The 25072-nt window shown below is 57.6% G+C and carries 26 protein-coding genes; 10 read left to right on the forward strand and 16 right to left on the reverse strand.

Features of this window, described 5'->3' with window-relative positions; translation table 11 throughout:
- Positions 1–11: 11 nt before the first annotated feature.
- The 14 genes from WCX72_RS03645 to WCX72_RS03710 all read right to left on the reverse strand — a co-directional run bounded on the left by WCX72_RS03645 (position 12) and on the right by WCX72_RS03710 (position 14072).
- On the reverse strand, positions 12–1550 hold the full coding sequence (locus WCX72_RS03645; protein ID WP_345970930.1) for an OprD family outer membrane porin: 1539 nt from the start codon (positions 1548–1550) through the stop codon (positions 12–14).
- A 179-nt stretch (positions 1551–1729) separates the two neighbouring features.
- A complete protein-coding gene (soxB, locus tag WCX72_RS03650; RefSeq protein WP_345970931.1) occupies positions 1730–3496 on the reverse strand; it encodes a thiosulfohydrolase SoxB in 1767 nt (588 codons plus the stop codon).
- Between the two features lie 11 nt (positions 3497–3507).
- Entirely contained in the window at positions 3508–4278 is a 771-nt protein-coding gene (gene soxA, locus WCX72_RS03655; RefSeq protein WP_345970932.1) for a sulfur oxidation c-type cytochrome SoxA, read from the reverse strand.
- Positions 4279–4281: 3 nt separating this feature from the next.
- Positions 4282–4617, reverse strand: coding sequence for a thiosulfate oxidation carrier complex protein SoxZ (gene soxZ / locus WCX72_RS03660; protein WP_231020494.1), 336 nt, complete (start codon positions 4615–4617; stop codon positions 4282–4284).
- 41 nt (positions 4618–4658) lie between these two features.
- A complete protein-coding gene (gene soxY, locus WCX72_RS03665) occupies positions 4659–5135 on the reverse strand; it encodes a thiosulfate oxidation carrier protein SoxY (RefSeq protein WP_345970933.1) in 477 nt (158 codons plus the stop codon).
- Between the two features lie 10 nt (positions 5136–5145).
- Positions 5146–5676 carry a sulfur oxidation c-type cytochrome SoxX gene (gene soxX, locus WCX72_RS03670; protein ID WP_231020496.1) on the reverse strand — a complete coding sequence of 177 codons (531 nt, stop codon included), beginning with the start codon at positions 5674–5676 and terminating at the stop codon, positions 5146–5148.
- Positions 5677–5783: 107 nt separating this feature from the next.
- Positions 5784–6959: a HAMP domain-containing sensor histidine kinase gene (locus WCX72_RS03675; protein WP_345970934.1), complete on the reverse strand. Its 1176-nt coding sequence runs from the start codon at positions 6957–6959 to the stop codon at positions 5784–5786.
- Positions 6949–7602, reverse strand: a complete 654-nt coding sequence (locus tag WCX72_RS03680; RefSeq protein ID WP_345970935.1) for a response regulator transcription factor — start codon at positions 7600–7602, stop codon at positions 6949–6951. The genes WCX72_RS03675 and WCX72_RS03680 overlap by 11 nt, the downstream gene beginning before the upstream one ends.
- The gene (locus WCX72_RS03685) at positions 7599–8717 is read right to left on the reverse strand and encodes a cache domain-containing protein (RefSeq protein WP_345970936.1); all 1119 of its coding nucleotides are present in this window, start codon (positions 8715–8717) and stop codon (positions 7599–7601) included. The genes WCX72_RS03680 and WCX72_RS03685 overlap by 4 nt, the downstream gene beginning before the upstream one ends.
- A 123-nt stretch (positions 8718–8840) precedes the next feature.
- On the reverse strand, positions 8841–9344 hold the full coding sequence (locus WCX72_RS03690; RefSeq protein WP_345970937.1) for a hypothetical protein: 504 nt from the start codon (positions 9342–9344) through the stop codon (positions 8841–8843).
- Between the two features lie 11 nt (positions 9345–9355).
- Positions 9356–10699 (reverse strand): hypothetical protein, encoded by a 1344-nt coding sequence (locus WCX72_RS03695; protein ID WP_345970938.1) that lies wholly within the window; start codon positions 10697–10699, stop codon positions 9356–9358.
- Positions 10700–11182: 483 nt separating this feature from the next.
- Positions 11183–12529, reverse strand: coding sequence for a DNA repair protein RadA (gene radA, locus WCX72_RS03700; protein WP_345970939.1), 1347 nt, complete (start codon positions 12527–12529; stop codon positions 11183–11185).
- An 88-nt stretch (positions 12530–12617) separates the two neighbouring features.
- Complete coding sequence (ftsY, locus tag WCX72_RS03705; protein ID WP_345970940.1) at positions 12618–13496, reverse strand: signal recognition particle-docking protein FtsY; 879 nt, start codon at positions 13494–13496, stop codon at positions 12618–12620.
- Between the two features lie 3 nt (positions 13497–13499).
- Positions 13500–14072 carry a TlpA disulfide reductase family protein gene (locus WCX72_RS03710; RefSeq protein ID WP_345970941.1) on the reverse strand — a complete coding sequence of 191 codons (573 nt, stop codon included), beginning with the start codon at positions 14070–14072 and terminating at the stop codon, positions 13500–13502.
- A 91-nt stretch (positions 14073–14163) separates the two neighbouring features.
- Between WCX72_RS03710 and WCX72_RS03715 the strand changes: the two genes are divergently transcribed.
- The 3 genes from WCX72_RS03715 (at position 14164) to WCX72_RS03725 (ending at position 16859) form a co-directional block, all read left to right on the forward strand.
- Positions 14164–14763, forward strand: a complete 600-nt coding sequence (locus tag WCX72_RS03715) for a 5-formyltetrahydrofolate cyclo-ligase (RefSeq protein WP_345970942.1) — start codon at positions 14164–14166, stop codon at positions 14761–14763.
- A complete protein-coding gene (gene rny, locus WCX72_RS03720; protein ID WP_345970943.1) occupies positions 14720–16288 on the forward strand; it encodes a ribonuclease Y in 1569 nt (522 codons plus the stop codon). The genes WCX72_RS03715 and rny overlap by 44 nt, the downstream gene beginning before the upstream one ends.
- Positions 16289–16403: 115 nt before the next feature.
- Positions 16404–16859 carry a CZB domain-containing protein gene (locus WCX72_RS03725; protein WP_231020507.1) on the forward strand — a complete coding sequence of 152 codons (456 nt, stop codon included), beginning with the start codon at positions 16404–16406 and terminating at the stop codon, positions 16857–16859.
- Between the two features lie 7 nt (positions 16860–16866).
- On the opposite strand, the gene WCX72_RS03730 is transcribed toward WCX72_RS03725, so the two are convergent.
- The gene (locus WCX72_RS03730) at positions 16867–17442 is read right to left on the reverse strand and encodes a DUF3365 domain-containing protein (protein WP_345970944.1); all 576 of its coding nucleotides are present in this window, start codon (positions 17440–17442) and stop codon (positions 16867–16869) included.
- A 74-nt stretch (positions 17443–17516) separates the two neighbouring features.
- Positions 17517–18422, reverse strand: coding sequence for a cation diffusion facilitator family transporter (locus WCX72_RS03735; protein ID WP_345970945.1), 906 nt, complete (start codon positions 18420–18422; stop codon positions 17517–17519).
- Positions 18423–18488: 66 nt separating this feature from the next.
- On the opposite strand from WCX72_RS03735, the gene WCX72_RS03740 reads away from it, so the two are divergent.
- From WCX72_RS03740 to WCX72_RS03770, 7 genes are all read left to right on the forward strand, one after another.
- Positions 18489–19235: a DUF2231 domain-containing protein gene (locus tag WCX72_RS03740; protein WP_345970946.1), complete on the forward strand. Its 747-nt coding sequence runs from the start codon at positions 18489–18491 to the stop codon at positions 19233–19235.
- Between the two features lie 50 nt (positions 19236–19285).
- Positions 19286–20149, forward strand: coding sequence for a tRNA 5-methoxyuridine(34)/uridine 5-oxyacetic acid(34) synthase CmoB (gene cmoB, locus WCX72_RS03745; protein WP_345971513.1), 864 nt, complete (start codon positions 19286–19288; stop codon positions 20147–20149).
- Positions 20146–20529 (forward strand): hotdog domain-containing protein, encoded by a 384-nt coding sequence (locus tag WCX72_RS03750; RefSeq protein ID WP_345970947.1) that lies wholly within the window; start codon positions 20146–20148, stop codon positions 20527–20529. The genes cmoB and WCX72_RS03750 overlap by 4 nt, the downstream gene beginning before the upstream one ends.
- A 112-nt stretch (positions 20530–20641) precedes the next feature.
- Positions 20642–21226 (forward strand): DUF302 domain-containing protein, encoded by a 585-nt coding sequence (locus WCX72_RS03755; protein ID WP_345970949.1) that lies wholly within the window; start codon positions 20642–20644, stop codon positions 21224–21226.
- 121 nt (positions 21227–21347) lie between these two features.
- On the forward strand, positions 21348–24422 hold the full coding sequence (locus tag WCX72_RS03760) for an HNH endonuclease (RefSeq protein WP_345970950.1): 3075 nt from the start codon (positions 21348–21350) through the stop codon (positions 24420–24422).
- A gap of 11 nt (positions 24423–24433) precedes the next feature.
- The gene (locus WCX72_RS03765) at positions 24434–24661 is read left to right on the forward strand and encodes a hypothetical protein (RefSeq protein ID WP_345970951.1); all 228 of its coding nucleotides are present in this window, start codon (positions 24434–24436) and stop codon (positions 24659–24661) included.
- Between the two features lie 69 nt (positions 24662–24730).
- Positions 24731–25072, forward strand: coding sequence for a hypothetical protein (locus tag WCX72_RS03770; protein ID WP_345970952.1), 342 nt, complete (start codon positions 24731–24733; stop codon positions 25070–25072).

The following is a 25072-nucleotide window of genomic DNA, read 5'->3' on the forward strand; positions in this document are numbered from 1 at the left end:
GTCAATCCTTCTTAGAAGAGGTAGTTCAGCTCGAAGCGGTATTCGTTGTAGGAGTCTTTGTCATACCCCGCTTCACGATCTTTGGCATCGACCAGGCCGATGCGGACTTTGGCTTCGAGCCCCGGAACCGCTTTGACCTTCTCGATCAGGTCGATATGGATAATGTTGCTGTCCGCCTGGACACCGGCCGCCTGCTTGTCCTCGTCGAAGTCCTGCATCGCGTAACGGACCATCGCGCTCAGACCGGAGACCAGGTTGGCCTTGTCGAAGTTGAAGTTGACCTGTGCGGCCGTCGTCTTGGTATTGGCATACCAGTTGTACTGTGCCATCGCACGGGTATAACCGCCGGTCGGGAAGCCGCGCCACGGCGCGACGATATCCGCTTCATCGGCGACGGCGGAGTAGGCGACCATCATTTTAAGCGGACCGGTTTCCGCGACGAGACGCGCCATCCAGAGGCTGGAATCGAGGCTGTCAGGCGTATCGTAGCCCTTGGTGTTGTCAAAGACGGCCGTACCGCCCGTCCAGTCGACGAGGGTCCCTTTGAGGGAGGCACCACCGACCTTACCGCCGCCGTCGTCCATCTGTTTCATGTAGCGGGCACCCGGCGTGATCTTCCAGCCTCCGAGCGGAATGGCATAGTTGATCTCGCCGGTCAGGGAGCTGACGACGCCCGGGACGCCGCCGTAGGTCAGGTCAAGCTGCAGGTTCTTGATGGATTTGTTCTGCACGTCGGCGACGATCAGCGAATGGGTGATGTCCTCTCCCGCCGCGCGGAAGTTGTTGACGCTCAGACCCTTGTGGACCGCGGAGTCGTCGTTGCCGTTCCACTGCGTTTTGACGCTTGTATTGGAATCATCGAAAGTGAGGACGTCGTGGAACGTCTCATGGTCGCGCAGCTTCTGCTGGTAGAACCAGGCACCGCGGATCCGTGTCTGCGGAAGCTCTTTGGTCGTGAAGGAGTAACCCTCGAAGGTGTTCGGGATCATCTTCGTGTCGTTGGACTTGGTCAGGAAACTCTCGAAGATCTGACGGCCGGCGACGAAGGAGGTTTTGGAGATGTCATACTGGACATAGGCCTGCGCCAGCGTCGCAAAACCGTATCGTCCGAGACGGTTGACGTTGTAGCGGCTGGTCGTGTCCTTGCCCGCCTTGAGGTAGCCGATGTTCGCCTCGGACATGCGCTCGCCCGGGAACGGTTCGTCGGTATAGTACAGACCCGCACCGGCGCTCAGGCCGTAGAGGGAGGCGGTTTTGTAGATCAGGTTACCGCCGAGCCCCAGGGCACGGTTGTCCTTGTTCTTCGTCTGCGCCGTATCGTCGTTTTTCCAATCCCAGTTGAAGGAGTTGACGCGCAGGCGGCCGTAGACGACCCCCTTGGCAAACATGTCGGTGATGGTATCCGCTTTGCCTGGGAGCACGTTGTAGACCTCCATCATGTTCCCCTTCAGGGAACGTTTGGGGGTGAATGCCTCGCCGTCGGCGGCAGAAGCACTGCTCGTCAATGTACAGGCCAGCGCGGCCGCTGCGGCAGTCGAAATGAATTTCATTGATTTAATATTAGCCATTTACTCATCCTTTTTTCAATGTAAAAGAGAGATAATGTCACTGGTGATGAACGAATGTCCCCGTGACACTATCACTGGCTGGCGGCAGGTAGCAGCTGCCGCCGTCTTGTCCTTAGACACCTACTCCCACGACACCGTGACGGTGCCGACCGTGCAATCTCTCAGCAGCCTCCCCCCTTGGAAGGACAACCGCAATCGTAATCCAGCAGTTTGACATTGCCCGCATTGCTGACATCCACCACTTTTTTGCGGCGGATATAGTCGCGGACGACATCATAGACGGGACGGATCTTCTCTTTTTGGAGATGCTCGCCCGCATTTTGGAGGTTGCCCCCCCATGACGAAACGACATAGGTCCGCTTCGGATCGATCGGTTTGCCCCCCACAAGAAGATTGCTGATACGCTTGCCGCGGGCGTTGCCGACGGCGATGTCATAGGTCACCCCGCCGAGGCGGCTCATATCGCCGCCCTGCTGGTAGAGCGGGTTGGCGTTGAAGACGTTGTCGGCGATATCTTCAAGCAGGTTGGCGATACGTTCGCCCTTCAGCTCGAAGGTGTAGACGTTGGGATAGGTGATCCCGCACATCTCGTAGACGTTGTCCATCAGGATGTCGTCTCCCGGAAGGACCGTCGTTCCCCACCGGTAGCCCGGCGTGAAGGAGATGTCGCATTTCATCTCATCCATGATCGCGTCATTGATGAGCTGGTCGAAGGTCGAGAAGAAGGTGTCGCGCTTGTAGAGCAGCCCCTTCGTTTTCCCCAGCACTTCGTTGAACTCCTTGTCAAAGGGCGCATAGAGCTCCGCGACGAGCTTTTCGCCCGCGGGATCCGCCGGAATGATGTTCGAAGCGACCGGGATGAGCTTGTACTCATACCCTTTGACCTTGTGGTCCCGGATATCGATATCGAGGCGCCCGACGTACTTGCCGTGGCTGCCCGCGATGACGATGACCGTACCGTCGATGACAATCGGTTTCGGGGAGGGGTCGTGCGTATGGCCGCTGAGGATAAAGTCGATCCCGTGGACCTTGCGCGCCACCTCCTGGTCGACGCTGAAACCGTCGTGCGACAGCACGACGACACAGTCGACCTTCTGCTCGTTACGGAGCTCGTCGACATACTCCTGCAGGGTATCAAGCCGCAGCCCGAAGCTCCACCCCTCGGTGAACTCTTTGGGGTTCGCCGTCGAGGTGAACGGGAAAGACTGGCCGATAATGCCGATCTTCGTCCCGTTGCGCTCTTCGATGGTGTAGGGTTCGAAAATCAGCTCTTCGTACTCCTCGGAGAAGGGGTCGTCCCCGATAATGTTCTGGGAGACGAACTTCGCATCGAGTTTGTCAATAAGCTCTTTTACCCGCTCTTTGCCGTAGGTGAACTCCCAGTGGCCGACCATGACGTCGACGCCGAGGTAGTTCTGCGCCTTGACGATGGCTTCGCCCTCTGTCTTCAGCGCGACGCCGGTGCCCTGCCAGGTGTCGCCGGAGTCGAGCAGCAGGACTTTCTCCTTGCCGCGCTGGCGTTCGACCTCGTCGATCAGGGTTTTCATGTGGGCGATGCCGCCCATCTTCCCGAATTTGCGCGCCAGGGCGGCAAAATCCATGTGGGTGTCGAAGTAGGCGTCGAGGGAGCTGGGCTCCAGTCCGTAGTGCTTGGCAAAGGCTTCGCCGCAGAGGAAACCGGGCGTCCCCACGAGGTTCGGCGCCGAGATCAGCGTCGAAGGCTCGCGCCAGTAGAGGGGCTTGATGTGCGCATGGAGGTCACAGATGTGCAGCAGGGTCACATTGCCCGTCTCTTTGAAGTCATACAGATCCGCGAGCGAAATGTCCGCGGGGTTTTTCCCCCCGACAGTCGTCGCGTAGCCGTTGGAAACCGTCACCAGTCCCAGGGCCGCGGCGATCTGCAGAAAGTCTCTTCTTGAAATATCCATTCATCTGTCCTTTAGCGTTTCAGGCCGGGGATCGCGATCGTTTTGTTCTTGGCTTTCGCGAGATTGGTGACATAGACCTCAAGGCCCACCATCTCATCCGAACCGATCGGGAGCACCGCCAGCAGGGCGTTTTTCATACACCCCTGGAAGCGGCGCTGCAGGGTACGCAGGGAGGACTTCGTCATCCGGTACGCCGGCCAGGTTGCGCCGGCGCCCGCTTCGCCCAGATCCGGCAGGGGCTGGGTGCGCAGTACGGAACCGACGATGTCGGCGGAGTGGCAGCTGTTGCACGAAAGCCCGCGGCCGCCGCGCGCTGTCATAAAGACCTCTTCGCCCAGCTTGTAGGCGGCCTTCATCTGCGGGTTGGCGTTGACGTCGATCGCCACCGCTTCCTCGTTGGCCAGCGATTTGGCGTAGGCCAGCATCGCAAACATCTCTTTGCTGCTGAGCTTGAACGGTTTATGGCCGTTCTGGGCCATCAGCGCCTGCATCACCTGGTCGACACCGAGGACGGCGTCAAACTGTTTGATATAGCGGGGGAAGCCGGCGATGTACGCGGGGAGCTTTGCTTCGGAAATGCCCAGGAACTTCGCCAGGCCGGCGTCGCCGCCGCAGTTTTCTTCCACGAGCTCACCGCCCCATTCGACGTCCATCTCCGCCGGGTTGTTCTCCAGCAGTTCCGCATAGAGCGCGCGGTCGGCGTCGCTCATGGCGAACTGCTCACCGCCCATGGCCAGCGTGCCGCAAAGCAGGGTGGCCGCAATGATTGATGTAACTTTCATGGCTCAGCCTTTCGGTTTGAGTTTTTTCGACTTCTCTTGGACTTCGCCGGTGTTGGTCTTGTAGACGACTTTCAGTGTCCCTGCAGCGGGCACTTTGAAATTGATCGTGAAGACCGGGTTCGTCGAAACGGATTCCCAGACCTGCATCGTCGTGAACGGGGTGTCGTTGAAGAAGAACTTCACCTCGGTGATGTAATCGGCGGGCACGATCTTGCCGCTTTTCTTGTCTTTGCGCATCCCGGTTTCCATCGGGTGCATGACCATGAAGTTGACCTTGACGACGTCGCCGCTTTTAAACTTTTTCGGTTTGATTTTAATCAGTGATTTTCTTTCTGCCATTGTCTATCCTTTTTTGATGATGCTCGGGTCTGAAGCGGCGATCAGCCGCAGCCGCCGATCGTGACTTTGACGCTCTGTTTCGCGCTGAGGAATTCGCCGGTGCTTGTTTCGGCGACGACGAGGACATCCTGGGAGCTGCCGAGCTTGATCCGTGTCGCGAACATCGCCGCGCCGTTGGCCGGTGTCAGCATGATGTCGGCACAGCGGACGTTGCTGTTTTTCGTGGCGAAGACGTGGATCGCTTTGACGTAGTCATCCGGTGTCATCGGGGAATCGACTTCAACCGTGACGGGAACGACGGCGCCGTTTTCCGCGATCTCAGGCGCTTTGAGGTGCACCTTTTTCGAAGGCGTGACGGCCTTGCCGCCGGTAATGGCCTTGAGGGCCGCGTCGATGTTCATCGTGTTGGGGCCCTTGGGCGCTTCCGCCGCGAGCAGGCTCTGCGGGGTGAGGGTTGCTGTTGCTGCCGTGGCCGCTGCGGCCAGTCCGATACGTTGTAAGAAACTTCTTCTTTGCATGGGTTCTCCTTTAGTGTTTAATGGAAACGATATATGAGGTGATGTCGCAGATTTCACGTTCGGTAAAGAGACCGGTCGTGAGGTTGATCGTCATGTGCGTCTTCGGGTTATCGACACGCGCGTCGGCGATTTTCTGGTAGACGAACTGGTTGTCACGGGTACCCGTTTCAATGAAAAATGCATGGTAGTTTGTCAGGTCCGGACCGATATTTCCGGCGCCTTTGGCCCCTTCGATATTGTGGCAGGCGACACAGTTGCCGTACTGCTTCGGTGAGCCGTTCGCATTCTTTTTTGACAGGCCTGCAGGCAGTTTGCCTTTGGCTTTTTCTCCATTGAGGTTATGGAAAATGTATGCGCCCCGGGCGATCGCGTCCTTGTCGTCCGTGATACACCCCGCTGGCATCGTGTAGGCCTTGGCCGGGCCGAACAGATCCTTCTGGATGATCGACGCCGCTTCGGGCCGCTCGATGGCATCGGACAGGTTGGCGGCGAACGCTACACCCAGACCGATGGTCGTACTGAGTAACAGCCATCTCTTCATCGTGTTTCTCCTTGCTTGGTTTCGAAAATTGTAACGGTGCAATGTAAAAACAATGTAAAAAAATATAAAGATTTTTGATGCGGAGGGAAAAAGTTCCTATTAGCAGATCAAATAGCAGGATTTTGGCAGAGATGGGGCGGGAAAACGTAGGTAAATGTGCTTCCTTGTTGCGGTACGGAAGAGACCTCCAGGGTGATGCCCGTCTCCTCCATGATCGCCTTGACGATGTTGAGCCCGATGCCGAAACCGCCTTTGCCGGTCTCCTCGCGGTAGTAGCGTTCAAAGATCTTTTCGGTGTTCTCGATCCCCAGCCCGTAATCCTTGAAGGTCAGTTCGCAGCGGTGGTCGTACCGTTTCAGGGCGACCTCGACGATGCTGTTCTCGTGGGAGTACTTGATGGCGTTGGAGATGTTGTTGTCGATGATGCGCTGCAGCTGGGTCTGGTTGAAGTGCAGGAACACCCCTTCATTGATCTCGGAGGCGATGGTGATCCCTTTCATTGCGGCGACCTCGTTGAAATAGAGGATGCGTTCGCGCACGAAGGCGCTGACGTCGATCTCCTCGTATTCGAAAACGATCTGCTTGTTCTTGATGAGGTACTCCATGTCGTTATAGATGTTCGAGAGGGTCTTCGACGCGGCTTTGATGCGCTGCAGGTATTTGCTCTGGGGATGCTTGCGGTTGTAGAGATCGATGTTGATGTTGATAATGGAGAGGGGCGTGTTGATCTCGTGGACGGTATCTTTGATAAAGTTGTCCAGTTTCTGGTTGACGCGCTTGAAGGGCAGGGCAAAACGCTGCAGGACCAGGAGCGAGAGAAAAAAGACGAGGACGACGATGGCGATGAGGATCGTCGCGACGCGCTCGTAGACGGGTGCGTAGGTGAGGTGGTTGCCGACGATGAGGTACTCCGCGCCGAAGTAGCGCTCCCGCGGCAGGGGGATGATGAGGTAGGCGCTGCGGCTTTCGTCGATGTGGTACCCGGCGGCAAAGTGTTCCATCGGAAAGTCGATGAGGGTGAAGACCGGTTTGAAGTGCAGGTCGTAAAGCCCCGAGACGATCCGCTTGAAGCGGGGGTACTCGAAATAGCTTTCACGGTTCTCGTCGTACTCCTCCATGGCGCTGATGACACGGGCGGCGTGCTGCTTGAGCATCAGTTCGTTCTGGATCCCGTGGATCTGTTTCATATAGACGGTGTAGACATAGAGCGGCGCGAGGAGGATCACCGTGATCAGTGCCGTGTAGAGCATCGCGTTTTTGAGGGCGTATTGATTATCTTTCAATGATATACCCTATGCCGCGGCGGTTTTTGATGATGTCCGCGGGGAGTTTTTTGCGCAGGTTGTTGATCTGGACCCGGATGTTGGCGGGGTCGACGTACTCGCCCCACACTTCGTCCTGGAACATCGCCATGGAGACGGCCTGGTTCGTATGGCGCAGCAGGACTTCCAGGATGTCGCTCTCCGTCTTGCTCAGCGTAATCGGCTCCTCTTTGTAACTCAGCTGCATCCGTTTCGTATCGTAGAGCAGATCCGGGGCGAGTTCGATCGCTTCGCTGTGCTTGTAGTAGTAGCTGCGCAGCGCATGTTCGATGCGCAGCTGCAGCTCGGTGAGGTCGAAGGGCTTGCGGATGTAATCGCAGCAGCCGCGCTTGTACCCCTCTTCGAGGTCCTTGGTCTGCGTCCGGGCGGTGATGAAGATGGCCGGGGTCTCGTTGCCCTCGGCACGCAGGGTCTTGAGCAGTTCGAATCCGCTGAGGCCGGGGACGTTCACATCGAACAAGAAAAGGTCGAAATGGGTCGCGCAGGCGGCGTCGAAAGCGTCGTCGCCGTTGGCGTAGGTCTCGACGTTGAAATCAAGATCCTCCAGAAACTCCTCGATGCTGACGCGCAGCGCGTATTCGTCTTCCAGCAGCAGAATTTTCATCGTATCTCTCCTTCGATCTTCCGGGCGAGTTTGTAGTGGAGCATCAGGGCGATCAGCTCCTCTTTGGTGTAGGTGGAAAGTATGTCCCGCGCCTCCTCCATAAAGAGTTCCCGGTCCTCCTCGGGCACGGTATCCTTGAGTGAAAGCAGGGCCTTGTCGTATCCGCTGTGGTAGACCTTGTTGTCATACTGCTCTTTCTTGACGATGTCGTAGAGGTTGTTCCGCGAGAACGCGAGCAGGAAAGAGAGGTCCTCCCCGCTGCGGGCAAAGTGCTCGATGCTCTGTTTGGGCATGACGAAGACGAAGGCGCCGATGGTCTCGCCGTCGCCGTTGCGCATCGGTTCGAAGAAGATGTACTTGTTCTCCCGCAGCATGATCCGTTCTTTGCGCAGTTGTTTCATGTCCAGGCGCTGCAGGACCTTGAGGTTGATGTTGTTGTAGCGGCGGTTGCCGACGAGGTACCAGGCGACGGAGGGGTTGTTCTGCATCAAAACGGCGGTGTTGTAGTAGCTGTCGTCGAGCAGGGCGTAGAGGTCGATTCCGAACTTGTGGAAGAAGTCGGTACTGGCGTCGAAGAACTTCAGCACTTCCACAAAACCGATGAGCTCCCCCTCTTCGTACATGGGGACGGTCGCCTTGATCCCCAGACGTCGTCCGACTTCGATGGAGGAGCGCGGTTTCTTGTGCAGCATGATCTCTTCGAGGTCGCGGCGGTAGGTATCGAGCGGCATCCCCGAAAAGAGATTGTCGGCATCCCAGCTGCGGGCGAAGAGGCGCGAATCCGCGGTAATGATCTGAGCCCGCACGAGTTCGGAGGTGTTTGTCTGCACCGATTTGATCATCCGTTTGAGGAGGGCGAAGCCCGCTTCGTCGTCATCTTCTTTGAGGGCATGCCGGAGGGAGTCGTTCTCCGAGAGGATCAGCGCAAACCGCAGGGCATCCTCCTTCTCGTTGCGCAGCTCCGTGCGCAGCGAGAGGCTGAGCTGGTCGCTGACCTCGTCGATGACCTGCCACGCGACCTCCCGGTTGAAGACTTCTATGGTCATAATCAGTAAGAGAATGATGAGAAAGAAAGGAACGGCGAAGAGCAGGTTGTTTCTGGAAAATAGCTTCAAAGGGTATCGGCTCCTTGGATCACCGATTATATCAAAATGTTATTACACTGTTCAAGAGCCATGAGGCCCTTCTTGAACATGCCGGGCAGAAGCGTAACAGCGGTGCAGTACCGCGGGTCGCGTCTACTGGATCTTAATATAGGCGAATCCGTCGCGCTGATCGTCAATGACCTTGACGATGCCGCCGGGGGTAATCTCCACGTTGTCGGCGATCTGTGACGCTTTGACGTTCTTCTTGTCCATGGTGTTCTGACAGGCGAAAAAGGTAATGTTGTCGCCGCCGAGCAGCTTGAGGCCGTTAAAGCGTTTGCGCGTCCCTTCGCCTGTCGGCCCGCCGCGTTCCAGGTAGGGTTTGGCCGCGAAGCCGGTCCCTTTGAAGTCCTTCATGAAGTACTGCAGGCACGGCCCCAGTGCAACGACGTCGATCTCGTACTGGATCAGGTTCTTCTCGTAATATTTTACGGCGTTGTTCAGCGTGTTCAGCATGAGGTGGACCCTCTGGACGTCGGGGAAATCGCACTGGTAGACGATCTTGACGACGTCATCGTCGTCATCGGCCCAGACCGTCGGTATGAAAAGGGTGAGTGCCAGTGCGGCTATTATCCGTGTGATCGATACGTTTTTCATGTTGTCTCCTTTTAAAATGCCGCGGTGAGCTGGATGGCGAGGCGATCGCCCATGTTGTCCAGCACGTTCTGCGCCGCAGAGTTGCCCGGTGCTTTCGCATCGCGGATCATGTAGTTGAAATCGATCCGTGTCGGGCCGCGGAAACGATAGGAACATCCCAGGGTGATGGTCTGGAAGTCGCGTTCGCCTTTGGTGTCATTGGTCAGGCGGTTCATAAAGTCATAGCGGCCGAAAACCTCGAACTGCTTGGGAAAGAGCTCGTACTGCAGGTTGAGATAGCCGCCTTCGGCCTTGTTCTCGGTGCCGACGGCAAACTGCAGCTGCCAATCTTCCTGATAAGGGTCCGGATCTGTGTCCTTGGCGCCCGTATAGATCATCCCTTCGGCCCACATATATTCCGCTTCCGCCCGCAGGCCGTTTTCGTAGTAGGAGAAGCCGACGCCGTAGCGTTTACGGTCGTGCTTGACGGGCGTGGTCGTGCCGTTGGCATCGGCGAAGTAGAGCCGCCGCTTGCCGGTCTGCCCCCAGACAAAGAACTTAAGGGCTTCGGTGTAGAAGCCTTTGCCCGCGCCGAAGTCCTCTTCGAGGGCCAGGTAGCCGTAATGGGTCGCCTGGTGGTCCGAAGCGTTGTGGGAAATCCCCGTACCGTTGCCGTACATGTAGGCGTAGCTGAGCGTCCACCCCTGACCGAGCGCAAAGGTGTCAAAGAGCTCGATTCCCATGTCCCGGAACGCGGCGATCGGCCGTGTGACGTCGGTACTAGTGTAGTGTACCGTCGAAGCGCCGCCGGCCGCTTTGCCGGTCTGTGCAGTACCGACATTGGTCACCTGGCGCTCGAGCACCTGCTGGTTCGTCATCGTGGTGAATTCGATATAGGGGGAGACGAAGACAGCGCGCAGCCCCTCTTCGCTGCCGGGTGTTTTAAACATACCGATGCGCGCATTGAGCCCGGGGACGTGGCGGAGCGTCACCGATGCGTCGGTGAAGAAGGTGGCGGTATCATGCCCAGCGAGATTGTTGACGGCGTTATTGCCGAACTCCGTCATGAAAAAGTAGTTGACTTTGTTGTCGTTGTCGGCCATGCCGCGCGCGGCGAGTCTGGCGCGAAAAAGGCTGAACCCCTCCTGGTCGGCCAGATTGGGGTTCAACAACGAGAACGGGGTTTTGTTGACACCGTTCGGGTCGATGAAGACATCGCCGTAATCTTGCTTGTAGTTGGCCTGGATAAAGCCCCAGACGACGGGCATCTTGTTGCGATAGGGTACGACAACCCCTTTGGGCGCGACGGTGTCGGGCTGCGTTCCCTGCAGCATCAGCCAGTTGGCCGCCTCCAGCGACATGGCGCTTAAAAGCAATACTATTATTCCTGCTACTCCCCTGAAAAAGGGGCGTATTAAACCGTTTCCTTGCGTGGGCATTTCCCATCCTTTTGATTTGAATGGGCATCATAATAGAACCAGAGTGTAAAATTAATATAAAAATTTCGAATATTATTGATATTTTTGTGATTAACTTTTGTTATAGATGATAGGCAGTGGTGGGATGGGTCCTATTTGTACATAAGAATTTCGATTCTTGTCTCGCGCGGGCAAGCGTGACTGAATGTCACCCTTGATTTTGCTGGTGGACTATTGATTTCAAGCCTGCGCTGGTCCTTTGGAACAGCGCTAAAGCGCATTGCTGAAAACAACTACATTGTTTTTCAGTGCAACAGCTACGGTTTGTCCTCGCTGCGCTCCGGAATTCCGCTACGCTGCATCGTTCGCCAAAACGCCAAAACAAGGGTACCGCTCGCGTAGCGATGTTTCCTTGAGCAGTTGGCATTTTTTACGGCGAACTCACATCCAATCGATCAGTTTGGTGACCTCGTCGACGGGGTAGCATTTCACGCCGTGGCTCTGCTGGGGCTTTTTGGCCACCAGTGCCTTGGTGATGCCGTGCATGGCGAGTTCGCGCAGGCGGGTGTCGAGCTGGAAGACCTCGCGCACGTCCCCCACCAGCGAGACTTCGCCGATGAAGACGGTCTCCTTGGAGACGGTACGGTCGCGGAAGCTGCTGATGATGGCCGCAAGCACGGCGAGGTCGGCGGCGGTCTCATTGATCTTGATGCCGCCGGTGATGTTGATGAAGACGTCGTAGGAGTTCAGCGGCAGCTCCAGTTTGCGCTCCAGCAGCGCCAGGAGCATATTGAGGCGGTTGGTGTCGAACCCCGTCGCCTGGCGCTTGGGATTGGAGGCGTGGGAGTCGCTGACCAGGGCCTGCACCTCCAGGATGAGCGGGCGCGACCCCTCCATGACGACGGTGAGGGCCGAACCGCTCTGGTCCCGGGTCTTGTCAAAGAAGCGCGACCCGATATCCTTGGCGCTGACGAGTCCCTCGTTACGCATTTCGAAAACGCCGATCTCGCTGGTGGGGCCGAAGCGATTTTTGAACCCGCGCAGGATTCTTAGCTCCTGAGCACTGTCACCTTCGAAGTAGAGCACGGTGTCGACCATGTGCTCCAGCACCCGCGGTCCGGCAATGGAACCCTCTTTGGTGATGTGGCCGATGATGAACACGGCGATGCGGCGCTCCTTGGCGAGGCGCATCAGCTCGAACGTGATCTGGCGGACCTGGGTGACGGAGCCAGGGGCGGAAGTGACCGCCTCACTGTAGAGCGTCTGGATGGAGTCGACGATGAGGCATTCGTAGCTGCGGTGGGCCAGTTCGGCAAGCACCTGTTCCAGGCGGATCTCGCTGAGGAGATAGAGGTGGTCAGCGTTGGCGTCAAGGCGGTTGGCGCGCAGCTTGACCTGACCTTCGCTCTCCTCGCCGGTGACGTAAAGGGTGTTCCGGCCCCCTTTGGCGATGTTGGCGCCGATTTTGAGCAGCAGGGTCGATTTGCCCACACCGGGACTGCCGCCGATCAGCGTCAGCGATCCGGGAACGACCCCGCCGCCGAGCACCATGTCCAGTTCGACATCGTCGGAGCTGAAGCGTTCGACCTCGGTGTGGGCGATCTCGTTGATGGGCTGCGCCTTGGCTTTACCGGTGACGGAGGAGGCAGTCTGTTTGAGCACCTCCTGCTGCTGTTCACTCAGCTCGACAAGAGAGTCCCAGGTGCCGCAGTTGGGGCACTTGCCCATCCATTTGGCCGAGGTGAAACCGCAGTGCTGGCATTCGAAGAGGGATTTTTTCTTGGCCACGATGCCTCCGTATATCCGTATTGTGTGGGAAAGCATAGCATACCGCCGGCACGGGCGGCCATACTATGACGCAGTGTCAGAAGGGTGCTTAGGCCTCCGCCTCAAATATCGGGTCGAGGAAGCCGTCGATGAACTCGAACTTGTTGAAGGGAACGAGGTCGTCGGGCTGCTCGCCGACGCCGACGAAGAAGATGGGCAGACGCAGCGCGTAGGCGATGGAGAAGATCGACCCCCCCTTGGCCGTGCCGTCGAGCTTGGTGATAATGATGCCGTCGACATCGACCATCTCGTTGAACGCCTTGGCCTGGGCAATGGCGGAGTTGCCCTGGGTGCCGTCGATGATGAGGATCTTGCGGTGCGGGGCGCCGGCATGGGCCTTGTCACAGATGCGGACGATCTTCTTGAGCTCCTCGGAGAGGTTTGTCTGGGTGTGGAGCCGTCCCGCCGTATCGATGATGACATGCTCGAAACCGCGGGCTTTGGCCGATTCGATGGCGTCGTAGGCGACGGCGGAGGGGTCGTGCCCCTGGCGCGAGGAGACGATGGGCACGCCCAGGCGGTCGGCCCAGCGGGTCAGCTGCTCGATGGCCGCGGCACGGAAGGTGTCGGAGGCCCCCAGCAGGACCCGCTCCCCCGCGTTCATGTAGTGCTGTGTCAGCTTGGCGATCGTCGTCGTTTTGCCCGCGCCGTTGACCCCGATGATGAGGTCGACGAAGGGCTTTTCGTGCTCGGGCTTTTCGTAGTTGGCCCAGGCAAGGGTCGCCATCAGCTTCGATTCAAGCTGTTCGCGCGTGACGTCGTCGGCGTAGAGCTCGCGCATGATGATCTCGATGAGATCGTATTCGACATCGGCTTCGAGGAGAATATCCTCGAGCTCATCCTTGGGGATACGTTTGCGTTTTTTCGGGGCGACGCTTTTCATCGCCTCCGCGGTCTTCTGCAGCCCTTTTTTGAAAAAACCGAGCATTGTCTATTGCGCCTCCGCCAGGGCTTTCAGGTCGGACTCGAGCATCTCTTCGGGAACGAGTCCCGAGTAGTATTTGACGAAACGGCCGTTTTTATAAACCACCATGAGGGGGATGGGGAAGTCCTGCCCGACCCCGATGGCGCCGGCGACCGCACGGGAGAATTTCTGGTTGTCGGGAGAGTTCACGAGGCTGTACTCAATGCCGATATCCTCCGCGAAACGCCGGTAGTAGGCGTTGTCGTTCCCCTCTTCGATCGTCACGCCGATGATTTTGATCTTGCCCGCCAGTTTCTTCTGCAGGCTGCTCAGGTGCGGGGCCTCGGCGCGGCAGGGTGGACACCAGGTGGCGAAGATGTCGTAGACGACCACCGGTTCGGGGACGCCGCTGATTCGAAAGTCCGCGCCGGATTTGGTCACTTCGTAGGCAGTACCGTTGATGTCGTTGAGCGTGTAAACGGTTTTGGCGATCAGCGCATCCGCGTCGCCGCTCTGCGCGTCTTTGCTGTCGCTGCAGCCGCCGAGCATCAGCAGCGCGACAAGTGCGGTTATCGTGAACTGTTTTACCATCATTTTCATACCTGTTTGTTAAAATGGCCGATATTATAACCCATCTCCGGTAAAGCCCCATTATCCGGGCTGCAGGGGGCGGTTCCAAGCGAGGTGTTTTATGACGAAAGCCGCATTCCGCGACATCTGCCTGAACAAGCAGCGGTCGGTCTGGGAACATAACCGCCTGGAGCGGGACAAACGGCTCTGCGATGCCCTCTACGCGGAAGTGCGTACAAGCGGCGGGAAAGACATTCTGCTCTTCTGGCCGCTGGGGAGCGAGCCGGACCTTCGGCCGCTGTTGCACCGGCTGCGCCGGGAGGGGTGGAACGTCTATCTGCCTTTTATGGTCGGTGCAAGCTTCCTGATGGTACCATTTAGATACCCGATGTCCCGTAAAAATTTTGGGATTTACGAGCCGGGATTCAGTAATAGAAACATTAAAAAGATTGATATAGCTGTGGTGCCAGCCGTCGGGGTTGACGCACAGGCACGCCGCATCGGATTCGGTAAAGGGATGTACGACCGTTTCTTCGCCCGATTGAACAGAAAACCAAAAACGATCTTTGTTCAACTCGAAGAGTGTATGACAAACGAGAAAATTTGCGATGATTACGATGTTTCGGCTGATGTGCTATTGACACCGTCGGCCCGCTATGAAGCAGCGGGGACGATACATGATAAACGAAATACTCTCAGGAGGCGCGATCGCCACTATTAGCGGTGTGGTGGGATTTTTCATTTCGAAAAAGATCACGAGCGCTCACCTTGATTTTTATACGGAACAGGCGAAAGCCAAAGCCAAAACCATTGAGAAAGAGGCGGAGGCCCTGCTGGTAGGCGCTTCGGAACGGGCGCGCAAAACGGAAGAACGGGCGGAAAACCGCTACGAGGATGCCGTGCGCCGCGCCGAGCATGACCTCGCCGGGCGCGAGTCGACTATGTCTCGCCGCGAAAAGGACCTGGAGCGTTTTGTCCGCCAGGAGCGCGAGGCGGTCGAGCATGAGCTCAAGGTGGCCGGCAGCAAGCGGCTGGCTGTCGAGCGCCGCGAGAAGGCGCTGATCCAGCTGCAAAACGATTTTGAGCGCCGTACGGATGAGGCGATCCGTGCCGTTGAACGCAGTGCCGGGATGACGAAGGATGAGGCGCGTCAGCTGCTGCTTTCGCAGGTGGAGGCGCGTTCGCGTGACGAGATCGCCCACATCGTGCGCCGTTACGAGAACGAGGCGAGGGAACAGGCCGAACGCCATGCAAACTTCCTGCTGGCCCAGGCGACGAGCCGTTTTGCGGGCACCTTCGCCTCGGAGCGCCTGATCAGCGTCGTGCACCTGGACGATGATGAGCTCAAGGGGCGCATTATCGGCAAGGAAGGGCGCAACATCAAAGCGCTTGAAATGGTGCTCGGCGTCGATATCATCATTGACGAGACCCCCAAGGAGATCGTGGTGAGCAGCTTCAACCTCTACCGCCGCGCCATCGCCACGCGGACCCTGGAGCTGCTGATCGAGGATGGGCGGATCCAGCCTGCAAGGATCGAGGAGATCCATGCCAAGGTGACGGCGGAGTACGAGGAGAAGATCCTGCATGAGGGCGAGGAGGTCGTCTTCGAAACCGGTGTCGGCCCGATGCACCCGGAGCTGATGAAGCTGATCGGGCGGCTGCGCTACCGTGCAAGCTATGGTCAGAACGCCCTGGCGCACACCCTCGAAGTCGCCAATATGGCAGGGATCATCGCCGCGGAACTCGGCGGGGACCCGAAGATGGCCAAACGGGCGGGGCTGCTGCATGATATCGGTAAGGCGCTAACCCATGAGCACGAGGGGAGCCACGTGGATCTGGGGGCCGAAGTATGCCGACGCTATGACGAGGATACCATCGTCATCAACGCGATCTTCGCCCACCACGGCCAGCAGGAGATGGACTCCATCGAGTGCGCCGCCGTCTGCGCCGCCGACGCTCTTTCCGCCGCCCGGCCGGGGGCGCGCCGCGAGGTGCTCGAGAGCTTCCTGAAACGGGTGACGGAAATAGAGGAGATCGCGTCGCGCCACCCCGGCGTGCGGCAGGCTTATGCCATCAACGCCGGCCGGGAAGTCCGTGTCATCGTCAATGCCGAGGTCGTCAGCGACGACGAGACGGCGCTGCTGGCCAAGGAGATCGCCGACGAGATCGCCCAGAGCGTCAGCTACCCTGGCGAGATCAAGGTGAACGTTATTCGTGAGCTTCGCAGCGTGGAGTACGCACGCTGAAACACGATAACTGTGTCTGTTTCTTAAACAGAATACGTTCGTAAATAGTGTTAGAATGCCCGCTGCATTTTAAGATCGGTTTTTAGAGAACCGAATGACGCCAAGGAACGTATTGATGGATAAAGCACAGACGCTTGAACAGCTCAGCGCAGCTAAAAAAGCGCATATCAAATGGGTCAACCGTGCGAAAGCCCTCGTCGGGGGGCTCCCCGTCGAAAAGGACGCCATTCCCGTCGACAGCACCGACTGCCAGTTCGGCCAGTGGTTTTACGGTGAGGGACAGAAGCTCAATGCGATACCCGGCATGGACCGCCTCAGTACGATCGAAACCCTGCACTTTACCCTGCACGATACCTATCTGAAGATTTTCAAACTCTATTTCGGGGAGATGAACCGCTCTTTTTTCAGCAAACTCTTCAATATGAAGCCGAAGATATCCGACAGTGATAAGGAGCTGGCAAAGGAGTATTTTCAGCAGCTCGAAGGGGTCTCGAAGCAGCTGCTGGATGAGATCGGTCGGCTGGAGCGGCGGCTCAACGCGATGAGTGCGGAGAGCTTCGAAGAGAAGTAGTCGGGTTTTAGTGCTTGACGGTGACGACAACCGCGCCGCGGAGGTCGTTCATACGGTAGCCCGTCGCTTTGTCTTCGGGGTAGCGTTCGCGGATCGCTTTGGCAAGCTCCGGCAGTTTGTCGATGTCGCCGTGACATTTGAGGCAGGCCGCTTTGTTGATCAGCAGCGGCTTGTAGTATTTGTAGACACCGTCCCCGACAACTTCGACGACGTCTTCAGGCAGCACGACGCCGTTGGCCTGCAGGGTCTGGAGGGATTCGAGGATCGCTTTTTCGCTTCCCTGGGGCGCATTGGCCGGGTTGCGGTACTGGAGGCTGATCCGTTTGACGCTGACGTCGGAACCCATGGACTGGTCGATGACTTCGGTCAGGGTGTAGGCGTGGTCGCTGCAGAATCCGAAGGCCTCCATCGGGCCGCCGGATTTGAGATGCTTCTGGAGGTTGCCGCCGAGGCTTTTGAGCAGCGCGGCTGCCGTTTTCTGGCCGGTGGCTTTGACAGCGGCGATCTCCTCGGGTGTGCTCTCATAGGGGTTGGCAAAGAGGGCCGTGGCCAGCAGGGTCGTAGTTAACAATATTTTTTTCATCGATTAATCCTCCAATAATGTGTTTGGCGCCATTCTAACGTTTTTTCCGCCAATGCGCGTGCTTCGTTCGCGATTCAGGTGGCGTAGAGCTGCTCGACTTCCATCTCGTTAATATCAGAATCGTCATAAGGATCGGTATGGATAAAGGGGTGGACCCGGTCGTTGGGGAAGAGCATCCGCATCATGCTCTCCACCTGGTCGCTGACCTTGTGGGCATCGAGCAGGGAGGTCGCGTCGTCAAAGACGAGATGGACGGAGACAAAGATGTCGCTGCCCGCCCGCCGTGTCTGGAGATGGTGGTGACCGTTGATCTTCTGAAGCCGGTTGAGCATGGTCGTGATGCGGGCCGTCTCCTCCTTGGTGAGGGAGACGTCGAGCAACATCATCAGCCCCTCTTTGAGAATAGGGAAGGCGGAGGTGATCATGTAGATCGCGATCCCGATCCCCAGCAGTGGGTCGATCAGTTCGAAACCGCTGAAGTGGATGATGCCCAAAGAGAGGAGGATCGCGCCGTTGGTGAAGAGGTCGGTCTTGTAGTGCAGGGCGTCGGCGCGGATGACGAGGTTGTTGTTCTTTTTCGCGACGTGGTTCAAAAAGAGGACCAGCGCGCCGGTGAGGATGATCGAAAAGAGCATGACACCCATCGAAGCTTCCATGTACTCGATCACCCGGGGCGTGATGATCTTGTCGATGGCGCTGTAAAGGATGAAGAGTCCGGAGATGGAGATGATGGTTCCTTCGACAACGGAAGCGACCGCTTCGAGTTTGCCCAGCCCGAAGTTGAAGTTTTCGTCCGGTTTGCGCTCGGACTGGTGCAGGGCGAAAAAGTTGAAAATGGAGACCGAAAGGTCCAGCAGGGAGTCGATCGCGGACGCCAGGACGGCGACGGAGCCGCTGATGATCCCGATGGCCAGTTTGAAAAGGACGAGGATACCCGCCGTAGTACTGGAGATTAAGGTCGCTTTTTTCTCGATACGCATGAGGCCGATTTTAGCGAAAGATGGCTAAAATGCGTCTCATAAGGGCCAAGTGAGCAAGGAGTTACAATGCAGTTACCCCAGATTTCAATTCCACTGACACTGCCGTTCGAGGTGCCGACGATGCTGCACCCGGTCATCATCCATTTTGCGCTTGTTCTGCCGGTGATCGTCCTGCTGATCGAGCTGGCGAACCTGGGCTTTAAGCGCCGCGCCCTCAGTCTGACGTCTTTGGGACTGCTGCTGCTCTCCCTGCTCTTCTTTGTCGCCGCCTACTATACGGGAAAAGCGGACGGGGGCGAAGCCTTCGACCTGCTCGGTACCGGGGCGCGCGAAGCACTGGGTGCGCATAAAATGCTCGGGACTTATCTCGTTTATGCGCTGCTGATACCGATCGCCTTCAAACTGGCGGCGATGCTGCTGGCGCAGAAGTGGGCCAGGGGGGCGCTGATCGTGACGCTGATCATGCTGATCAGCTTCATGGTCAAACAGGGGTATGACGGCGGCGAACTCGTCTACCGCTACGGGGTCAACGTTGCAGCGGTGATGGAGGCGGAAGAAGCCGCCTCCGATGCGCGCGACGACCTTGCGGACATGAACGAGACGGTTGCGGAGCAGGCCGCAGAGATCGAAACGCTCAAGGCACAGATCGCGGCGATGCAGAGCGAAGCCGGCGAGAGCTTCGGACAGAAGGTCGACAAGGCAGTGACGGACGCCGTCTCCAAAGTGAAGAAGATCTTCAGCGACGACAACGCTACCAAAGCGGCGCCGCAGGAGGAGAAGGCGCCCTCATCCGAGGCGAACGGGACCATCTGAACGTGACGATCTCACCCCTCGACCCCATCCGTCGCGAGCGCGAAGCGTGGATGGGATGGAAAAACATCGCCCCGCTGCGTGAAGCACTCGCGGCCCTTCCGGAGATCGAGACCGTCTGCAGCTACGGGGATACGGTCACCCTGACAACGGCAGCAGACGTCGATCCGGCCCAGGTCGAACGGGTCGCACGGATGCTGATGCCGTGGCGGAAAGGGCCTTTCGAGCTCTTCGGCCTCTTCATCGACACCGAGTGGCAGAGTTTTATGAAATACAACCTGCTCCGTCCCCACTTCGATCTGCGGGGGAAACGGGTCGCGGACATCGGCTGCAACAACGGCTACTACCTTTTCCGTATGCAGGAAGATGCCCCGGCAAAGCTGGTGGGTTTCGACCCCTCTGCACTTTACAAGACCCAGTTCGATTTTATCAACCATTTCGCCAAGACCCAGATCGTCTATGAACTGTTGGGAGTAGAGCACCTGCCGCTGTACGAGGAGAAGTTCGATACGATCTTCTGCCTGGGGGTGCTTTACCACCGCAGTGATCCCGTCGCAATGCTCAAACAGCTTTATAAAGGGCTTGACAGCAGCGGGGAGGTCTACCTCGATACCTTTATGATCGACGGGGAAGAGGAGATCTGCCTGACGCCGGCGGGCGCGTACTCGAAGATCCCCAATATCTATTTCGTCCCGACGATCCCTGCACTGCGGAACTGGTGCCTCCGGGCGGGCTTCACGGGCTTTGAAGTACTGGAGACCTCCGTGACGACACCGGAGGAGCAGCGCAAAACGGAGTGGATAGAGGGGCAGAGCCTGGAGGATTTCCTGGACCCGGAAGATCCGGCAAAGACCGTCGAGGGGTATCCCGCCCCCAAACGGGTCTACGTCCGACTGGTAAAGGAGCCCAAAGCATGATTCTCAACACCCATCTCAATATTGACACCGCGCTCTGCGGAAACGTTATTACCCTGGACAAAGGGTATGCGGCGGTGGAGCTGGAGACGACGCCGGCGATGGCGGCGGATGACAAAGGGCTGGTGCACGGCGGCTTTATTTTCGGCGCGGCCGACTATGCGGCGATGGCTGCCGTGAATGAACCGACCGTCGTTTTGGCGGGGAGCAGTTGCCGTTTTTTGGCCCCGTCACAAGTCGGAGAAACACTGCTTTTCAAAGCGGAATGCCTCGAGAATGACGGCAAAAAATATCAGATAACGGTTAACGCATATTGCGGCGAAACCAAGGTGTTTTCGGGGGAGTTTACGGCCGTAGTACTGCCCGCGCACGTACTGGGATGAGCTGTTTTTACACAGTTTTTGTATAAAAAATTCAAAAAAGTTGGATTTCCACTAAGTTATTTAATTTTTTGATAGTACAATTTTATCACATTGTTAACTAAGGAGTAGTAAGTTGAAAAACGTAATGACAGTGATCGCAGCCTTCTTCATCGCGATGATGGTGAGCGGATGTGCAACAATGCATATGGGTTGGACTGCGGTAACACAGCAGTATAAACTGGACGACGGCGCGATGGAAGCGTACGACAATATGTTCACCAAAGTCACCGAGTACGGCGACCCGGCAAGAGCGATGATGCAAGAGTGGAAAGTCAACGCCGACATTCCGAACGAAGATGTCGCTGAGACGATCAAGTCCCTTGCGGAAGAGTACAACATGCGTGTCACGGGTGACATCAAGATGTATACAAAAGACGATGCGAAACCGGACGAAGTGAAGCATGCCCGTATCTTCTCACTCTGTAGCCTTCCGATTGCGAAAGTGTTCCTGAACCACTCCCGCTACTACGGCGGTTTCATGCCGTGCCGCATCATGCTGGTTGAATACGGTAACGGTGACCGCTGGCTCGTCAGCATGGATATGACCCTCGCCATCCACGGCGGATACCCGCTTCCGGACGATATGCTTGCAATGGCACTCTCCGTCAAAAAAGCGATGGACGAAGTCCCGGCGCGCGCAGCGATCGGCGATTTCTAAGAATCCTTTTTCTTCTATCGGGGCGTGCTGAGGCGCGTCCCACCCCTCTGTAACTCCACCTAAGCCGTTTTAGCTATAATCTTTCCTTACAAAAACAACGTTATCGCAAGGGTTTTATGTCGTGCTACACAGCGAGATTGATGCAGTTCTCAACAGCAAAGACCGCCTGCTGACCGAGGTCTATTTTGACCTGCAGCGCCGTTTCGAGGAGAAATACGGCAGCGATACGGTCGTCTTTATGGAGATCGGTACCTTCTACGAAGTCTACGAGGTCAACAATGACGACATGCAGGTGGGCAAGGCCAAGGAGATGGCGGAGCTGCTCAATATCCAGCTGACCAAGAAGAACAAGAACATCCCCGAGAACAGCGTCAAGAACCCCTTCCTTGCGGGCGTGCCCTCCGTCTCTTTTGAGCGCTACCTGAATCGCCTGATCCAGGAACAGCGCTACACGATCATCGTCATCCGCCAGAAGGGGGTACCGCCGAAACTCAGCCGCTATATCGGACAGATCATCTCCCCGGGTACGAACTTCGACCACACCGTCGACAACGACGACAACTACATCGTCTCCCTGCTGATCGACCGCCACAGGGAGATTTACAGTGTCGGCTACGCGGCGATAGACGTCACAACGGGCAAGACCTGGCTCTACGAGACCTACGGGACAAGCGAAGACCCCACCTATGCCCTGGACGAGATATTCAACCTGCTTAACATCTACCGCACCACGGAAGTGGTGCTGACCTTCCTGGAGGGGGTGGAAAACCAGAAAGAAGTGATTCGTTACCTCGAGATCAGCGAGCACTACGCCTACAGCGTCAACCACGAGCGCCCCAAGATCGACTACCAGAACGAGCTGTTCCAGAACGTCTACCAGATCCAGTCCCTGCTGTCGCCCATCGAGCACTTGGACCTGGAGCGCCACCCTTTCGTCTCCGAGGCGCTCTCATCGCTGGTGCACTTCGTCATCGAACACGACTACCACATCATCCAGAAGCTCGCCCGTCCGAAGATGATCGACAACACGCGCTACATGTACCTCGGCAACAACGCCCTGGAGCAGCTGGCCGTTCTCTCCAAAGACCGCAGCGACATGACGCTGCTCAAACTCATCGACAAGAGCGTCACGGCCATCGGCAAGCGCCTGCTGAAAGAGCGCCTGCTCAACCCCATCCAGGAACGCGGCGAACTTGAGCGCCGCTACGGCCTGATAGACCGGGTAATGCCGCACGTGCGGATGCTCGGCGACGCCCTGCGGGGGGTCTACGACCTCGAACGCCTGCACCGCCGGATCGCGCTGGCGCGCCTACACCCCTTTGAGATGAACTATGTCCACGCGTCGCTCGTCGGCATCCGTGAACTGATGGAGTTCGTCAAACGGCACAAGCTCATCAAGACCCCCTTCAGCGAACAGGAGGTCGATACCTTTATCCGCGATATCGAGCAGAGCATCGACCTGGAGGTGTCGCGCCGCTTCACCGTCAGCACCGTCGACGACAACTTCCTGCGCCGCGGCGTCGACGTGCAGGTGGATGCGCTGGTGGACGAAAATGCCCGTATGCTGCAGCACTTCGCGATCATCATGGACGCGATGGAGCGGATGCTCGGTGAACAGGGGGCGGCTGCGGGCAGCGGCGGCTACGTCTCCCTGGGCGTCCTGGACAAAGAGGGGCACTACATCTCCATGAGCCGCACCCGCTGGGCGATGATCGAAAAGGAGTTCGCCTCCGGCAGCGTCGACCTGGGGGGCGAAACCGTCTGTTTCAGCGACTTCAGCGTCAAGCGGCTCACCAACAGCGTCAAGATCACCTCGGAGCTGACCGAACAGCTCTCTGACAAGATTATGCGCAACCAGGCGAAGATCGTCGCCCTGGTCAAGGAGCGCTTCATTACGCTCCAGCGCACCTTCGAGCGCCGCTATACGCTTCTGTTCGAGCGGATCATCGGCTACGTGGCCGACCTCGACGTCGCCGTCGCCTCCGCGCGGGCGGCGCAGCAGTACAACTTCGCCTGCCCGACCATCGTCGACGTGCACGGGGACGAGAACTTCCTGCAGCTCATGGCGCTGCGCCACCCGCTCATCGAGATCCAGGAGCGGCAGGGGGTCTACGTCCCCAATGACATCGTCATGGGCAATCGCAGTTACATGGACCTGCCTTATCCCGAGACCGTGATGCTCGATCCCGCCGTGCATGACGGGCACGAGGTTAACGGGGTGCTGCTTTACGGCATCAACTCCAGCGGGAAATCCTCGTTGATGAAGAGCATCGGGTTGGCCGTCTTGATGGCCCAGGCGGGCTTTTACGTGCCGGCGTCGTCGATGAAGTTCTCCCTTTTCGAGTCGCTCTTTACCCGGATCGTCTCCCGCGACAACCTGCAAAAGGGGCTCTCCACCTTCGCCGTCGAGATGATGGAACTAAAGAACATCTTCAACCGCGCCGGGACACGGTCGCTGATCCTCGGCGACGAGATCTCCCACGGCACCGAAACGCTTTCCGGCGTCGCCATTGTCGCCAGCGCGATTATGAAGCTGGCGAAGCTGCGCTCCATTTTTCTCTTTGCGACCCACCTGCATCAACTGGCGTCGATGGAGGAGATGCGTCGGCTGGAGAACGTCGTCGACCTGCACCTGAGCGTGGAGTACGACGAGGCGCTTGACCGTCTGATCTTCAACCGGGTGCTGCAGCCGGGCAGCGGCTCGAGCGTCTACGGGTTGGAGTTTGCGCGCTCCCTGCATATGGACCAGGAGTTCCTGGAGGCGGCGAACCGCATCCGCAAGCGCCTCTCCAACGACTTCGACGAACTGGAGCTGCTGGTCAAAAAACGCACCAGCAAGTACAACAAGGACCTCTTTGTCACCACCTGCGTCATCTGCGGGGCGAAGGCGGAGGATGTGCACCATATCGCCCACCAGGCCAGTGCGGACACCCGCGGCTTCATCGGCCATATGCCCGTCAACCACCGCCACAATCTCATCCCCCTCTGCCGGGATCACCACCGGGAGATCCATGAGGGAAAACTCGTCGTCAAAGGCTTCGTCATGACCTCCAACGGTCTGGAACTTGACGTCGAGGCTCAGTTGGCCAAACCGGCCGTTGTCGCCGAGGAAGTACCGGAGATCAACGAAGCCGAAGTACCGGAACCGCAGCCCGAAGCACCGGGAAAAGCCTCCATCGATATGGATGATTTTTAAGGGGATTGTCTATGGAGTTCAAGCCGCATTCGCAGGCACAGCTCAAAGCCCTTAGGGTGACAGCGGGAGAGGCCTACATGATCGAGTATCTGAACAAGGATTACTTCAACGGTGAAGAGACCGTCGAGCGCGGGAGAGGGACGGCCGTCGTGACGGAGCAGGGCATCTTCTTCAATGTCGAAGACCCTTACGGGATGGAAAAACTCATCATGCAGGCACGAGTGGTCGCCCGCGGCTGAAGCCGTATGGGGTGTTTGGACCGAAGACGTTATAATCCGGTAATTTGTTTGCCGGACAAGGAGAACAGAATGAAAAAAGTATTGACTATTTTGACCGTAACGCTGATGATGCTTGGCGGCTGTACCCAGGAGACGCAGAACAAGTTCGGCCATGGGCTGCAGAACTGGACGGGGACCAATGGCGTGCTCGACATCTACAGCGGCGGCAAGCTTGTGATGCGCTTCATCAAGATCGGAAAGATGAGTACAGGCAAGGGAACGGACGATGGTTCGCCGCGCCCTTTCCGTTACAGCTACGGCGTACTGGACAGCAACTTCAACTACGAAGTCGACAGCGGCGAGAAGAAGATCTATTTCGAGGTCAGCGACTATTCGACGGAGTATGTCTTCTATGAGAACCCGAAAGGCTGA

The organism is Thiomicrolovo immobilis, from assembly GCF_039645955.1.
GTDB classification, from domain to species: domain Bacteria; phylum Campylobacterota; class Campylobacteria; order Campylobacterales; family Sulfurimonadaceae; genus Thiomicrolovo; species Thiomicrolovo diazotrophicus.